The sequence below is a fragment of the Ignavibacteriota bacterium genome (genome assembly GCA_016716225.1).
Lineage (GTDB): Bacteria > Bacteroidota > Ignavibacteria > Ignavibacteriales > Melioribacteraceae.
Genome location: JADJWT010000001.1, coordinates 2,883,202 through 2,899,812 on the forward strand (window position 1 = coordinate 2,883,202; position 16,611 = coordinate 2,899,812).

Below are 16,611 nucleotides of genomic sequence, written 5' to 3' on the forward strand. Positions count from 1 at the left end.
CATAATTACAATTTATCAAGAATGTCTTTTAAATTAAAACCTGAAATGTTTTTATCATTATTTACTGCAAAAAATGCACCTTGTGGAAAATTTGTATAAGATTCTTGTGTAAGCCAAATCCCATCGGTGTTTTTTGTATTATCTGATTTAAAATATCCAATATGATTAAAAGTTTTTCTTTCAAAAAGATGAAATATATTTGCAGATGAATCTTGATCTGTTACAATCCAAAATCCGTTGTTATTTTTTTTGTATAATGCAATTCCTTCAACTTGAGATTTAAATAGTTTCAATCCAACTACTTTATTTTTGAAATCTCCATTAAAGTTGTAGACTTTAATACAAGTTTCATCCTCTTTTTCTTCGGCAATTAATAAATTATTATTTTCCAAATCACCATTTATTGATTCAACAATTCTTAAAACACCATTGCTATTTGTTTCGCCGAACTTTTTAATTAACTCTGTTTTTGCTTCATCTTTATCAAACTGAAGTTTATAAAAATGAATTCTATTACCTAATTCAGAATCTATCGGTATTTGCTCATCAGCAGTTTCATAATTATCAGTTACATAAATATTATATGATTCATTTTCATAATAAACAAAAATACCGTATGGTTTAATCAGATTTCCATTTCCCACAAAAGTAACAAATTCAAATTGCGGCAATTGTAATACTTGTATTCTTGCATTATCTCGTTCAACAATAAATAGCAATGAATCAATTACAAAAATTCCATTAGGTCGTAAAAATTGAAGTTGACCATTTCCTTTTGTGCCAACATATTTGATAAATTTCCCATTTGATGCATCATGAACGAGTAATCTATCTGTAGATTTCGCTGTTGTAATTAGCCATATAGTAGTATCATTTAGTTTATAAAAAGTGGGTGAATCTACATTATCCAATTCATTTGCAGAAGTTTGAAAAGATTCATTTATTTTAAATTCTTTTTCAATTTTTACTTCGTTTGTTTTTTTATTTGTACATGATAAAAAAGATATTGGAATTAAAATAATGTAAAGTAAATAATAATTATATTTCATTTTTCTCTCACTTGATTAAGAAGCTGTCTCATAAGAAACAAATTAAAATATTAATTCTAAACAATAAACTTTTTTAGAAATTTCTTTTGAGACAGTTTTATTATCTTTATAAATCGAATTTAATTCCAGCATTAAATCTCAAATCATAATATTCCGCTTGATAAGTTCTTTTTTGAGAACCGGCATAATAACGTAATGGTTGATTTGTTAAATTATTCGCTTCAAAAAATAATCTTAAATTAGGAGTAAATGCGTAAGAGCCGTTTAGATCAAGCCTTACAACACTATCATAATATCTTTCCAAACCGGGAGTTAAATCTAATTCATCTGGATCCAAATAAGCTGCGGAATAATTAAATGTAATTCCAACAACAATATTTTCATTTTGATATGATAAATTTGCATTAACAATGTGAGGTGAAGTTCCCGGTAATTCAATATCTTTATCGTCTTCAACTTGTTCATTAAGTACCGGATTATCTGTATTTGAATATGTGTAAGTATAATTTGAATAGAAGTTTAAATTCTTAAAAATACTTCCCATGAAATCTAGTCTTCTTTGAAATGCAAATTCAAATCCGAATAAATTTGCCGAGGCTCCGTTTCGAGGTTGGAAAAATTCATCGTAAGTATTTCCGGAAACGTTATCAAAATAATCTTCTTCAGTATATACATATATGTAATCTTCAATAGCTTTATAAAAAATTCCACAGGAAAGTATTCCTACTGATTCTAAATATTTTTCAGCACTCAAATCAAAATTCATTGATGTCGTTGGCTTTAATGAGGAATTACCAATTGCAAGTTCTTCATTATCTTCTGCGATTGATCTGTACGGTACTAAATCATAATAATTTGGTCTTGCTAAAGTGTTTGTCCAAGCAAATCTTAAAACAGTATTATCATCAAAATTATATTTTAGATGAATACCGGGAAGAATGTTTGAATAATCATCTGTACCAGAAGTTGATGTTATTTCTTCTGATTCTTCATCAAACTGATTACCCTCAAAGTCAATATCAGTTTGTTCAAATCTGAGACCGGCAATCATAGAAAGTTTATCACCAAAATTTTGATTTAATTGAAGAAAACCGGCAATAACATTTTCAGTTGCCGAAAAATTTGCAGCAGCATATTCTTCTGGCTTATCTTCCTTTTCAAACAAGTTTGCATTATTTAATTCTAAATCTCCAATTGCAGTATTTGAAGTTAATAGTCCTATTTCATATTCACCGGCAAGAAAATTTGGATTTGTATAATCTTTTGTTCCCCAATTTAAAATATTCTCCGGTTCATTCAATGGTGAATATTCGAAGAAATTATTGTCTCTATTTTTATCTTTATTTTTTAGTCTTCCACCAACTTTTAATTTGTTTGAATAATTACCGGAATGAATTATTGGTATTTCAAAATTCAATTTTAAATTCAAATCCTTTTCTTCAGTAAATTGATATTCCTCACTAATTTCATCCAAGACATATTGTGTCATAGATACACTTTCAATAGGTTTCGGAGTTTCTAAATCTGATAAATCAAATTGAACTTCTACATCTTCAGCAGCCCAATTTATATATCTTTCATTTGGTCTTTCTTCAGAGGCTTTTGAGTAAGCAGCTGACCAATCTAATTTCATATCTCCATCAAAAAAATGATCGCCGGACAGTGCGAACGAAAACATTTTCTGATTTTCTAAACGAGCATTTTCATTTGTATTTCCGTTAATTCCACCTTTTGTTTGTCGTTCTATTGTATCATCAGAATAAGTTACTCTGTATCGATTTTCCCAATCTTTTCGATTTGAATAAATTCCTTTAAGATAAATAACATTGAACGGATTCAACCTTAGATCAAAAGTTCCACCAATACTTTGTCTTAATCTTCTGATTTGATATTCGCGAACTTCCCATTCATCGATAATTATATTACCATCGTCATTATCCCAAGAACCTTCGGTATTATCCGAACCCAATTCATGATCATGATAAGAGCCGTTTAATAATATACCAAGCATTCCATCAGCAAATCTTTGTCCTACGGTAAATGCCCCATTAAAAGCTGCTTTTTCTGATAATTGATTATAATTACCTCCAAGAGTAGTAGATAATCTAAATTGATTTGGGGCACCTTTTGTAATTAAATTTACTGAACCACCAATTGCATCGGCATCCATATCCGGAGTAACTGCTTTATTTACTTCAATTGTTTGGATCATATCAGATGGTACTAAATCTAATTGAACATTTCTTATTTCAGCTTCAGCAGAAGGAATTCTTTCACCATTTATTGTAAACGAGTTTAAACGGGGCTCAGTTCCCCTAATATTTCCAAATCGTGCTTCACCTTGATCATAATTAACTGTAATAGATGTAATTCTTTTTAATGCATCTCCAATATTTGCATCCGGAAATCTTCCGAACTGATCTGAAGAAACAATATTTGTAATATTCATATTTTCTTTTTGTTGATTCAAAGCTTTTGCTTGTCCCTTTAATTGATCGCCAAGAACAACAACTTCTTCACCTTGTAAAACTCCGGATTGTAGAACAATATTAAGTTCAATTGTTTTGTTATCCATAATATTTACATTACTTTTCTTCGATTGGTAACCTAAATAGGAAAAAGTTATTTCGTATGATCCGGGTTCTAAATTTGAAATAATGTAATTTCCATTTGCATCAGATGTTACACCTTTTTTTATAGCGTCAATAAAAATATTTGCACTAACAAGAGATAAATTATTTTCATCTGAAACATGTCCAACTATTTTTGCATTTTGAGAATAAGTTAAGTTTGAAAGAAAAAATAAAATCAATAAAATATAGAGATGTAAATATTTTTGCATAATGTCCTCAAAGTAATTATCTGGTTCGAAAAATTACTTATTAGGATTTGTGTGTATGTTAAAGAAAAGTTAAAAGTTTGTTAAGTAATTATTAAGGATGGGAAAATGATTACTTATATAAATAACAAGTTTGACATTTAATTAAAATTGAAGTATGCATAAAACACCAAATACAATATTTCACATACAGATAAAATAACATTTGAAAGTTTCTGTTTTTGATGCAACATTTTTAGAAAAGATAATTAATTAAAAATCCGGGAATTGAAAAGCAAATCGACAGCAAGAAAATTTTATTCGTATTAAAGTAAGAAATGAAGACTATTTTCTTAACGATGATCAAATGATAATCATAAGTAGTTCTGAAAATAAGATTTTTAAGAATTCTTTAAACGAAACTTGAATAAAAGTAATATACCGTTTGATAGATATATACCTTGATAAAATTTCGAATAGCAAATAATAATTGGTAATAAATTGGGTAAAACTTATTTGTAATTTATACTATCTAAAATAATAAGTAATAAATAAAAACTTAAAAAATTCATAAAAATCGCTAAAAATTAAACTTAGTCACCCCTTAATCGATAATAGCATAAAAAATTCAAAACACTTAGAATCTTTGAATTGCTTTTAAAATTTATAATTAACAAGGGGTATAGAATGAAGAATTACAACAAAATTAGTATTTCACTTATTTTTGTTTTCCTTCTTATAGTATTCAATTCAAACAATATTCTAGCTCAAGAAGAACAAAATTTAACGGAAATGAGTTTAGAAGATTTGCTTAATATGGAAGTAACAACGGCATCCAAAAAAGCAGAAAAAACAACTGATGCGCCGGGGATAATTTCAACGATTACTTCAGAAGAAATTAAATACTTTGGAGCAAATAATTTATTTGAAATTTTAGAGAAATCAACTTCAATTCAATCAATTGGGTCACATCTTTTTCCTTATAACGTTTCTGCAATGCGCGGTGATTTAAGAACACATTATGACAATCATATGTTAATTTTAATTAATGGAAGACCAGTTAGAGATGGCGTAATGGGAGGGTTAAATAGTTCAGTTTATGCGGGATATCCAATAGATATGATTGAGAAAATTGAAATTGTTTGAGGTCCCGGTTCTGTACTTTATGGCTCTAATGCTTTTGCGGGCGTAATAAATGTAATTACAAAAAGTAATGATGAAAAATCATCATTAAAAGTTTCTGCTAAAGCTGGTTCATTTGGTACAATGAAAGGAGCAGTTACAGGTAATTATGTTAAAGAAGATTTTAATTCAAAAGTAAGCTTAGTAATTGATGATATAAAAGGTTGGGATTTTGAAGCAGTTACTGCTCGACCAACTTTCCCAAATTTAAACGTGAATAAAAAGTATGGACAAAAAAATCTTGGAGTTGCTGCAGATGTTAATTATAAAGGTTTAAGTTTCACAGGATTTTATTCAAATAATCAGCATGATATGTTGGGGATTTTACCTTATGCTACATTTGAAGGTGTAAATAAATATGATAGGTTATTTCTAAATATTGGTTACAATCATAAAATAGGTGAAACTTGGGAAGCAACTGCAAATTTAACACATAGTGGTTCAATATTAACACTAAATGATGAAGCACTTGTTGCTGCTGATAAACATTCTTCTTCCGATTATGTAGGTGAAATAACATTAGGTGGAGAAATTGCAGAAAACTTCAATTTAATTGTTGGAGGAGTTCTTGATTCAAGAAATAAAAACAAGGTTGGTTCAACAGATGCGATTAAAGAACCTTATCATTTAACTCAACTTTCAAGTTATGTTCAAGCAGATTATAGACCAATAAGCAACTTGAAAATAATTGCCGGCGCTCAAATGAATAAACCGGAAGAAAAAGATATTGATATTGTTCCAAGATTTGGCGCAATTTATAATGTAGTTGATGAATTTGGAGTAAAAGCATTGTATGGACAAGCATTCAGATCCCCATGGCCGGTTGAACAATTTCTTCAAAATCCAACAATTGTTGGAAATCCAGATTTAGACCCAGAAAAAATTGCAACATTGGATATTCAACTTTTTTATACTATTAAAAATGCTGAAGTTTCTTTGACTTATTACAACAGTAAATATACAAATTCTATTACAAGGCAACCTCTTGCAGATAGACCAGGAGTTTTAACTTATGTAAATCTTGGTGAATTACATATGAATGGAATTGAAGTTGAAGGAAAAACGACAATTATCAAAGATGTATTTATTATTGGATAAGCAACAATTCAAAATAATGCTGATGAAAATACTGTTCCCGTTTACATCCCAAATTTTATGGCAAAACTTGGCGCATTTTTTAATGTTAATAAGGATTTAACAGTTGGATTATTCAATACTTTTTTTGGAAAACCAAAAGAGAATGCCGGTGCAATTGTAAATCCAGAAGCAAAAGCTGTTGCATTAGTTAATTTGAATGTAAATTATAAATTGCCAATTTCACTTCCGCTCGAATTAAATGTTAACTTTCAAAATCTGTTAAACTCAGATTACAATTATACTGAATTCGGAAGAAATTGGGTTAATTCACTTCCGTTGCAACCTGGAATGGCAGTTTATGGCGGAATCGCAATTCAATTATAGTTTAAAAATTTATAAAGAAAATCATAAAAAATTTCTTTATAGGGGAAAAATTTATATGAATATGAATCTAATTTTCAAAAAGATATCAATAATTAAAAGTATGATAATATTTTTAATTTTAACATCAATAACGTTTTCACAAGACATGGCTGTACCCGCAAATTTGCAAGCAGCTTTATTTAAAAAAATATTTTCTTTCAATAAAACTTTAGTTGCAAAAGGTAATTTTGAAGTAGCGGTTATTGGATCCGGAGCTGATGCAATAGTTGCAGCATTTAAAGAAGCTGGAATTAATGCAAAAGTTTCCTCCGATATTGGTAACAGTGCAGTTGCATATATTATGCCTGGAACAGCTTCTCTTAAATCTCAAACATCTTCAAAAGGTGTTTTTTCAATTTCCGGTGTAACTTCACATGTTGAAAGTGGCAATGTTGCAGTTGGGCTTGGAGTTGAAGGCGGAAAACCAAAAATTATTGTACATATGGCACAATTAAAAGCTGAAAGTCAAGAAATGTCAGCTGATTTATTGAAAATTGCGAAGGTAATTCAATAAAATTGAGGAATTTCAATGAAATATTTTAACAAATTAGGTATAAGACAAAAATTTCAAATCATTTTGGGAATTACTTTTCTATTAATTGCCTTGTTTCTCTTTTTCTATTTCCCTCAAAAACAGAAATCTGAAATGACAGAATCTTTGCAAGAAAAATCAAAAGTAATTGCTCAAATGATTGCTAAAACTTCGGAAGCAGGACTCATTTTTGATGATGTTTCCTCAGTTCAAACTCATTTAGAAGTTTTTAAGGAAATGAGTGATGTTAATTTTGCTGTGGTGTTAAAAAAGGATGGAACAAAGTTTTCAGCTTTTAATGAAAGCGAATATGAAAACTATAAAAAAAATATATCCAATTTAATAAAAGAAAGTACTGAGTCATATGCGGAAGGTAATAAAGTTTTCGGCCTTCATTCGGTTGGAACTGGGAAAGAAATATCAGGTTATGTTGTGGTAGCTTTAAGTACTTCGCATGTAGACGATCTGGCTTCTTCTGCACAGAATACGGCTTTAATAATTAGCTTAATTATTTTTATTCTTGGTTTAAGTGCATCTAGAATTTTCTTTAATAAAGTAATTTATAAACCGGTAAAAAATCTTACATCAATTGCTGATAAACTTTCTGTTGGCGATATTGAAGTTACAATAAAATCAAATTCAAATGATGAGATTGGTCAATTAGAAAAATCGTTTTTATCAATCATTGATTCAGTTAAGAATCAAACTCAAATTGCACAATATATTGCAAACGGTAAACTTGATGTAAAAGCAAATGTGAAATCTTCTAAAGATAGTTTGTCAATTAGCATGAATAATGTAATTGATAGTTTAGTGAATTTAATTGATGAAGCTAATTTGCTAACTAAATCTGCAAAAGAGGGAAGATTATCTGAAAGAGGTAATGTTTCCAAATATAATGGAGGATATCAGGAAATAGTGCAAGGAATAAATGATACTTTAGATGCGTTATTGAAACCAATAACGGAAGGAGTGCAAATTTTAGAAAAAGTAGCTTTGGGTGATTTTATTGTTAAAATTAGCAGTGCTTATAAAGGTGATCATCAATTAATAAAAAATAGTATCAATTCTTTAACAGATTCTCTAAACAGAACTTTGTTAGAAGTTAATGAATCAATATCTGCAACTGCTAGTGCTTCTAATCAGATAGCTTCAAGCGCCGAAGAAATGACAGCTGGTGTTCAAGAACAGTCTTCACAAATTGATGAAGTTGCAAGTGCAATTGAAGAAATGGCTTCTACAATAATTCAAACAACAAGAAATGCTTCTTCGGCATTAGAATATTCTCAAAAATCAGGATCTTTAGCAAAAAATGGTGGAGAAGTTGTAAAACAAACTGTTGAGGGAATGAATGAAATTGCAGATATAGTAAGTCAAACTTCAACAACAATCAAAGAATTGGGAAAAAGCAGCAATCAAATTGGGGAAATTATTCAGGTCATTGATGATATTGCAGACCAAACAAATTTACTTGCATTAAATGCTGCAATTGAAGCTGCGCGAGCTGGTGAACAAGGCAGAGGATTTGCGGTAGTAGCTGATGAAGTAAGAAAATTAGCTGAGAGAACTACAACAGCAACAAAAGAAATTGCTACAATGATAAAGCAAATTCAAAAAGATACAAATAATGCTGTTGAATCAATTGAAAGTGGAACAAAAGTTGTTGAGAACGGTAAGGAACTTGCAAATAAAGCTATAATTTCGCTTAAGGAAATTATTGAAAGTACAAATGAAACAAAAGATGTTATAAATTTAGTAGCTGCTGCAAGTGAACAGCAATCATCATCAGCTGAGCAAATTAGTAGAAATTTAACAAACATAAATTTAGTAGCAAAAGAATCTGCAGTAGGTGTTCAACAAATTGCTAAAGCTACAGAAGATTTAAGCAATTTGACAATCAATCTGCAGGAAAAAATATCAATGTTTAAATTGGAAGCAAACGTAAATAATTTCTCTATTGGTACTAAAACAAATATTCAAAGAAACGTCTATGCTAACTAATTGAGAAAATAAATTATTTTTAGCAAAAAAATTTTCTTACCAAATTGAAAATTTAATTTTGTAAAAAAAATTAAATTCATCTGTCATCATATAATTATTATTTCCAATCCCGGGTCAGAAATTACCCGGGTTGGTTATAAATACTTTTCAATATATTAAAATATAATTTTATTATAAACCACTAACTTCATTTTGTCGCAAAAAACATTTAATTTTTAATTGAAAATTTAATTAGATTGTTTATTCAATTATTAACTTGGTCTTTAAGAAAAATAAATATTGTAAAAAGGTAATATTTTTTTGTTGCGTAAAATGGTTAATAAAAAACTTAAAATGGTTTTTATCATATTAACTTAAAAGCTAATTTAATTTTACCTAAGGAATTTATTATTTAAAAAAAATTGAAAACATGTTAAATATTATTAAAAATCAAATAAGCAGTTTTCATATTTCCTATTTTTCGAATAAATAATTTTGAAGTAAAAAAATGTATTGTTAAGTTATAATTGTTTATTTTTGTTCTGAATGATTGAAACGGTTCAATAAAAGATAAAACTGTTTGAAATAGTTAAATAGAGAAAAGGATTTTAATAATTGTAGAAAAAAAGTTATAAAGTCTTAATAATAAAACATTAACTGATAAGAGATTCAGTGGAACAAAAAGACAAAATACAGCAGATCAAAAATAAAATACATCAGTACAAAATAGAAAGCGTATTAAAAGAAATACGTAAATGTTTTGTAAACCAAGAAAAGCTAATTCGAAAAACAGAATTACTTCCAATCCACATCGAAAGATACAATTCAAAAAAAATCAAGATATAGAATTCAACTTACAAGCAAGAAAATATAAGTTATGGAAATAAATAAATGAACGAAAAAGCAGAAATAATAAATAGTGTAGATATGCAAGACTATAAAAATCCAAATTTAAGAGTTGGTGATAGAGTAGAAGATTTATTGAGCAGAATGAGTTTGGAAGAAAAGATAGCTCAAATGATGTGTATATGGAATCAGAAAAAGAATTGATATTAGATGAGAATGGAAATCTTGACTATGAAATGATGAAAAGAACATACCAAACGGATTAGGTCAAATAGGTAGAATAAGTGATACAAATGGTGGACTAAGTCCGATAGAGATGGCAGAATTTGCAAACTCGCTTCAGAAATTTTTTGTAGAAGAAACAAGATTAGGCATACCGGTAATAATCCACGAAGAATGCTTGCATGGATTAGCTGGAAAAGAAGCGACAAGCTATCCACAACCGATTGGATTAGGAGCAACATTTAATCCGAAACTAGTAGAAGAAATATACTCGTCAATTGCCGAAGATACGAGAAAGAGAGGAGCTCACCAAGCACTTACACCTGTATTAGATGTTGCAAGAGATCCGAGATGGGGAAGAGTTGAAGAAACTTTTGGAGAGGATCCCTACCTAATAGGTGAAATGAGTAAAGCAGCAATTAGAGGATTTCAGGGCGATAGAACGTTTAAGGAAAAGAATAAAGTCTTAGCAACACTTAAACACTTTGCAGCACATGGACAACCTGAATCTGGATCAAACTGCGGACCTGCAAACTTTTCCGAGAGAGTACTGAGAGATGTATTTCTGGCACCATTTAAGGAAGTAATAGAAGAAGAGAAACCATATTCTGTAATGGCATCATATAATGAAATAGATGGCATACCATCACATGCAAATAAATGGCTGTTAAGAAAAGTTTTAAGAGAGGAATGGGGATTTAAAGGATTTGTTGTATCAGATTATTATGCAATAACAGAACTAAGTAATAAAGAAGAAACAGTAAGTCATAGTGTAGCGGCAGATAAGAAAGAAGCAGCATTACTAGCAGCAGAAGCTGGAGTGAATATTGAACTTCCGGAAATAGATTGCTATCCGAATCTAAAGGATTTGGTAATAAGTGGAAAAATAAGCGAAACATTAATTGATGAGTTAGTAAAACCAATGCTGGAAGCAAAGTTTGAGATGGGATTGTTTGAAGATCCGTATGTAGATCCAATGCTGTTACAGAATGAACACAAATTAGAGAATGACAGAAAATTGCCTTGAAAGCTGCTCAAGAAACAATTACTTTGCTAAAGAATGAGAACAAACTTCTCCCGATAAAAATAAAAGAAAAAAGTAAAATAGCAGTAATAGGACCAAATGCAGATAGAAGAATGTTGGGTGGATACAGTGGAACACCCAAATTTTATACAACAGTTTTAGAGGGAATAAAAAATAAAGTAAAAGACAAATTTGAAATTGTATATAGTGAAGGATGTAAGATAACAATTGGAGGATCGTGGAATGAAGACACGGTAGTTCCATCTGATCCGGAAGAAGATAATAGACTTATAAAAGAAGCAGTAGAAATAGCGGGAAAGTCGGATGTTGTAATATTAGCAATTGGTGGAAATGAACAAACATCAAGAGAAGCGTGGAGTAAGATACATTTAGGAGATAGAACAAACTTAGATTTGGTTGGAAGACAGAATGAGTTATTGAAAGAAATACAAAAAACCGGGAAACCAATAGTAGTTGTTTTGTTTAACGGAAGACCAAAATCGATAAGTTATATATCAGAAACAGTACCATCAATATTGGAGTGCTGGTATTTGGGACAAGAGACCGGAAATGCAGTAGCGGATGTAATATTTGGGGATGTGAATCCAAGTGGAAAATTGCCAATATCAATACCAAGATCGGTGGGACATATACCATGTCATTACAATCATAAACCATCATCAAGAAGAGGGTATTTGTTTGATGATATAACACCGCTATATCCATTTGGGTTTGGACTAAGTTACACAAACTTCAAAATAACAGACATAAAAGTTGACAAAGAAAAAATCACTGAAAATGAAAAAGTAAGTGTAACAGTAAAAGTAAAGAATGAAGGAGAATTGAAAGGAACAGAAGTAGTGCAGATGTACATAAGGGACAAAGTAAGTTCAGTAACCAGACCGGTGAAAGAGTTGAAAGGGTTTAGAAAAATAGAGTTAGAAGCCGGAGAAGAAAAAGAAATAATATTTGAGATAACGAAGAAAGAATTATCATTTACAAATGTAGATATGAGATACACAGTAGAACCAGGTGAATTTGAAATAATGGTTGGCAATTCTTCGGATGATGTTGATTTAATTAAAACAAAAATAGAAATTAATTGAAAAAAATATCAAAATTGGTAACGTGATATTGTTTTTTGAAACAAAAGCAGCAGCTTCAAACACGACTGCCTCGAAATCAATTTTTAAAGTTTGAGAAAAATTGGTTTATGTTTTGAGGATGCTGCTCAATTTTTTATAATTTACCATTTAATAAAATATGGAAACTAAAATTCAACAATATATCGGAGGAAAAATGAGCGTAAACAATTACTCAGTTAGAAATAAACTAGTACCGCTTGTTAGTCTCATAATCGTTTTACTATTACAAACTTCATTATTTGCCCAATCTGGATCTATAAGAGGAACAATCTTCGACAAAGCAACTTCTGAGACACTATTGGGCGCAAATATTTCAGTCAAAGGTACAAGTTTAGGTGCTGCTTCTGATATGGAAGGTAATTTTATAATTAGAAATATTCCGGTCGGGAAATATACTTTAGAAGTATCTTATATCGGATATAACTCTCAAATGTTAGATATAAATATTTCTGAAAATCGAGTAATTGATCAAGATTTCTTTCTGGAATTAAAAACTATTGAAAGCGGAACTGTAACTGTTACTGGTCAAGCTTCTGGACAGTTAGAAGCTATAAATAGACAATTAACTTCAAACACAATTACAAACGTAGTTTCTTCCGAACAAATAAGAGAATTACCTGATGATAATGCAGCTACAGCTCTTAGCCGTTTACCAGGTGTTTCGCTTATGAATGGTGATGAAGTTGTAATTCGCGGTGTGGAATCAAAATTAAATCAGGTTTTAATTAATGGTATTCAATTACCATCAACTAATATGGAAACCCGTTCAACAAATCTTGGTTTCATTTCATCAAGTATGATTTCCAGCATTGAAGTTATTAAAGCTATAACACCAGATATGGATGCAAACACAATTGGAGGTGTTGTTAATTTAAAATTAATGGAAGCTCCATCAGATCTTCACTTCGATGTTCTTACTCAAGGAAATTATAATTATTCAGATAGAAATTATAATAATTATAAATTTTGGGGAAGCGTAAGCAATAGATTTTTTGATGATAAATTTGGTGTTTTCTTGCAAGCAAATGCCGATCGTTCTGATGGTGGAAATCAAACTGCTTCTATTGGTCTTACACTGGACGGTTCTAGAAATATATATGGAGAATCTGCTTACTTAACAACTAGTGCAAATTTTGGATATGGTAGAAGCATTGTAGATATTTCCGGTGGTAGCCTTATTATGGATTATAAATTGCCAAACGGAAAAATTATACTACAAAATACTTATGCAGGAAATTTTACAGACCAACGAAATAATATCATCGGATTAGATTTTGGTGGTACAGATGTTCATTATACAGTTGATAGAAATAAATTTGGTAGAGATTTGTGGATTAATGCTCTACAAGCTGAAAATAGTTTTGGTGACTTTAAAGTTGAAGCAAGTTTAGCTCATTCAAGCACAAATCAATATACAAGAAATGCATATTCACCTTGGGGAGCCGGTAACGGATGGACTGATTTTAATAATGAGTCTAATTTTGATGCTCCTTTTGGAGTTGGTTCAGATAATTTACCAATTACATATTCTTCTCCGGCCGTTCAAGCAGGTTTGACTTTACAAAGAGCATATGAAATTTTTGATAATTTAAATCCTTCGGACGTTGATAGTGCAACTTTGGAAGGATGGGTATCATCTATTAAAAATAGATTTAATCAGCACTTGTATAATGGTGCATTAGATGTTTCGACACCTGTAAATTTTTCCACAGATATTACCGCAACTTTTAAAGCAGGCGGAAAATACACAAAAACAACACGCGTAAATGATTTTGACAGAACTTTTTCAGGTTCTTCTGATGATGATACTTATAGAAAGGTAGAAGATTTCTTTCCTATACATAGAGATGGTGAACGTAGAATGAGGTTAACCGATGTTTTAGACGATGATTTTGACAGAGGAAAAAATTATTTAAGCGATCAGTATGACTTTAAGAATGGATTTAAATATGTTATAGATGCAGATGTATACGACGATTGGCTTTACTTAGCACAAACAGGTTGGGAATCTGCTTTAAAAGAGGATGACAGTTGGAGAGATGATTGGAATGGATCAGAAACTTTTGCAGCAGGCTATATAATGGGTACTTTTAATTTATATAGAAATCTTACATTAATCGCCGGTCTTCGATATGAAAACTATAACATGAATTATCGTGCTGAGTTTACTGTTGTTACACATAATGTTTATGGTGACGCTGTTAGTACAAAAATGGGAACAGCAGATGTTCCTTATGATTATTATAATGTAGATAGATATGATATAAATTACTTCCCAAACGTACATTTAAAATATCAAGTTAATGATTGGTCGGATATTAGAATAGCCTATACAAACAGTATTGTACGCCCTGATTATGCATCTATTATTCCTAAAATAACTCTTTTCCCTGGCAATAATTATGTAGTTGGTAATCCTAAATTAAAACCAACAACGGCAAAAAACTTGGATGTTATTGCATCTGTTTACAGCAATATTGTTGGTCTTTTTTCAATTAATGGATTTTATAAAGAGTTAGAAGATGCTCAGTACAGAACCGGAATATATTATGGAAATGTTGATTTGTATGGTGAAAATTTATTTATGCCAGATTCAGCAATTTTACAGGACAATTTTAATTATTTAACAAAAGTTACAGATATTGTTAATACAACATTGAATAATCCGAACTTAGGTTATATTAGAGGTATTGAAGTTTCATGGCAAACAAACTTCTGGTATTTGCCCCAACCATTAAATTCACTTGTGTTAAATGTGAACTATACAAAATCCGGATCAAACGTGAATTACCGAATTATCAGAAATATACCTGTAAGACTTCCCGGTCCAAGACCTGGTACATATATATATGAATATACAACAAATGATACGATTTACAGTGGAAGATTAATTCAACAGGCAGATGATGTAATTAATGTTGCTTTAGGTGTTGATTATAAAGGATTTTCAGGTCGTTTATCATTTAATATGCGAGGGAATGTGATAAACTCTGTTGGTACAAGACCGGAAGAATCTTCATATACCGGAAATATTTATAGATGGGATTTTACACTCAAGCAAGATTTACCAGTTGATGGATTAAGTTTATCATTTAATGGATTGAATATTTTTCATAACGGAATTGAATCATTTAGGAAATTTAAACTTACACAAGATTCTCCGGTAACAGAAAATTTAGTTTCGGTTTTATATCCACCAACAATTTATCAGCTTAATTTAAGGTATAATTTTTAACAAATAGTGTATTTAAAAAAATAAACATAAGGAGGAGGTAGTTATTAGCAAACAATTATTTTTTAACCTTTTTTGCTCATTAAATCAATAATTTTAATAAGGAGAAATTTATGAGAAAGTTACTTTTACTTCTGACGGTAATTACATTGTTACCGTTAGCTTCTGTATTTTCACAAACATTGGAAGATTACATTTCAGAGCATCGTGGAGATTCTCTTGTAATTAAAGATGATATCGAATTTGGTGGACCAAACACACTTTTTCGTGTAATAAGTGATGATACACTTAATGTACCTGCAGGACGTGTATATGTGTTAAAAGCATGGGGAAATTACTCACTTGCAAATAACCCAACAACATCTGCAACCAGAAAAACAATTATTATGGGTGAAACAACCGGATCTGTAAAAACAAGTAAAGGCGATGCTCCACCAGTAGTTTCTGGTGCTGTGTTGGAAGGTGGTAATACTACTCCGTTTATTACTAGTGGTTCAGATCTTCTTGTGAAAAATATAAATATGGCTGTTGGTAATGCTGCTGGTGGTCTTGGATGGAACTGCTTCGGTTTAGCAGGTCCAGGTCTAAGAATTCAAGTTGAAAACTGTATTATTGAACATAACTTATGGACAGTTATTGGTGGTCAACCAACTAATTCAAGAATATTCTTTATAAATAATTATTTCGTAAACTTGTTAGGACATACTTGTCGTCGTAATGGTGGTGTGTTGGATTTCTTCTCTAACCAAGATACAATTTGGGTCGAAAATAATACACACGTAAACGTTCAAGGTCTTTTGTATAAATCAAGAGATAATTATGTAATTAACAGACAAGTTTTTAATCACAATAATTTTATTAATTGTAGCTCATATCCTCTAATGAACAGAGGCGGACATCCAAATTATAGCGTTACAAACAATATTTTTGTAAATACAAATGTGCAAGGAATGTCTGCTGTGCTAATTGGTGCTGATGCCGGTGAAGTTGATCCTGAAGGCTTGCCAATGGGTATTGTTAATTTACATTCCGATTCTACATTTTTGGCGAACGGTGCATCGTTCTATGCAGATAGAAACTT

Annotated in this window: 8 protein-coding genes and 1 pseudogene; 7 read left to right on the forward strand and 2 right to left on the reverse strand. The window is 30.5% G+C overall.

Translation table 11 applies throughout. From position 1 onward, the window contains the following. Positions 1 to 5 precede the first annotated feature (5 nt). Positions 6 to 1,049, reverse strand: coding sequence for a hypothetical protein (locus IPM32_12700; protein MBK8946114.1), 1,044 nt, complete (start codon positions 1,047 to 1,049; stop codon positions 6 to 8). A 106-nt stretch (positions 1,050 to 1,155) separates the two neighbouring features. Continuing rightward, a complete protein-coding gene (locus IPM32_12705) occupies positions 1,156 to 3,891 on the reverse strand; it encodes a TonB-dependent receptor (GenBank protein ID MBK8946115.1) in 2,736 nt (911 codons plus the stop codon). Positions 3,892 to 4,554: 663 nt separating this feature from the next. On the opposite strand from IPM32_12705, the gene IPM32_12710 reads away from it, so the two are divergent. The 7 genes and pseudogenes from IPM32_12710 to IPM32_12740 all read left to right on the forward strand — a co-directional run bounded on the left by IPM32_12710 (position 4,555) and on the right by IPM32_12740 (position 15,533). Further along, entirely contained in the window at positions 4,555 to 5,013 is a 459-nt protein-coding gene (locus IPM32_12710; protein MBK8946116.1) for a TonB-dependent receptor plug domain-containing protein, read from the forward strand. 120 nt (positions 5,014 to 5,133) lie between these two features. Further along, positions 5,134 to 6,147 (forward strand): TonB-dependent receptor, encoded by a 1,014-nt coding sequence (locus IPM32_12715; protein MBK8946117.1) that lies wholly within the window; start codon positions 5,134 to 5,136, stop codon positions 6,145 to 6,147. Between the two features lie 57 nt (positions 6,148 to 6,204). After that, the gene (locus IPM32_12720) at positions 6,205 to 6,510 is read left to right on the forward strand and encodes a TonB-dependent receptor (GenBank protein MBK8946118.1); all 306 of its coding nucleotides are present in this window, start codon (positions 6,205 to 6,207) and stop codon (positions 6,508 to 6,510) included. Positions 6,511 to 6,565: 55 nt separating this feature from the next. Next, complete coding sequence (locus IPM32_12725) at positions 6,566 to 7,063, forward strand: hypothetical protein (protein MBK8946119.1); 498 nt, start codon at positions 6,566 to 6,568, stop codon at positions 7,061 to 7,063. A 15-nt stretch (positions 7,064 to 7,078) separates the two neighbouring features. Then, positions 7,079 to 9,082, forward strand: a complete 2,004-nt coding sequence (locus tag IPM32_12730) for a HAMP domain-containing protein (protein MBK8946120.1) — start codon at positions 7,079 to 7,081, stop codon at positions 9,080 to 9,082. 870 nt (positions 9,083 to 9,952) lie between these two features. Then, positions 9,953 to 12,259, forward strand: a pseudogene (locus IPM32_12735) (glycoside hydrolase family 3 C-terminal domain-containing protein). A gap of 193 nt (positions 12,260 to 12,452) precedes the next feature. Next, positions 12,453 to 15,533 (forward strand): TonB-dependent receptor, encoded by a 3,081-nt coding sequence (locus IPM32_12740; protein MBK8946121.1) that lies wholly within the window; start codon positions 12,453 to 12,455, stop codon positions 15,531 to 15,533. The last annotated feature ends 1,078 nt before the right edge of the window (positions 15,534 to 16,611 follow it).

Excerpts from the sequence above, each read along its gene's own strand:
- IPM32_12700 (MBK8946114.1), bottom strand. The coding sequence starts at position 1,049 with ATGAAATATAATTATTATTTACTTTACATTATTTTAATTCCAATATCT.
- IPM32_12705 (MBK8946115.1), bottom strand. The coding sequence starts at position 3,891 with ATGCAAAAATATTTACATCTCTATATTTTATTGATTTTATTTTTTCTT.
- IPM32_12710 (MBK8946116.1), top strand. The coding sequence starts at position 4,555 with ATGAAGAATTACAACAAAATTAGTATTTCACTTATTTTTGTTTTCCTT.
- IPM32_12715 (MBK8946117.1), top strand. The coding sequence starts at position 5,134 with ATGAAAGGAGCAGTTACAGGTAATTATGTTAAAGAAGATTTTAATTCA.
- IPM32_12720 (MBK8946118.1), top strand. The coding sequence starts at position 6,205 with ATGGCAAAACTTGGCGCATTTTTTAATGTTAATAAGGATTTAACAGTT.
- IPM32_12725 (MBK8946119.1), top strand. The coding sequence starts at position 6,566 with ATGAATATGAATCTAATTTTCAAAAAGATATCAATAATTAAAAGTATG.
- IPM32_12730 (MBK8946120.1), top strand. The coding sequence starts at position 7,079 with ATGAAATATTTTAACAAATTAGGTATAAGACAAAAATTTCAAATCATT.
- IPM32_12740 (MBK8946121.1), top strand. The coding sequence starts at position 12,453 with ATGAGCGTAAACAATTACTCAGTTAGAAATAAACTAGTACCGCTTGTT.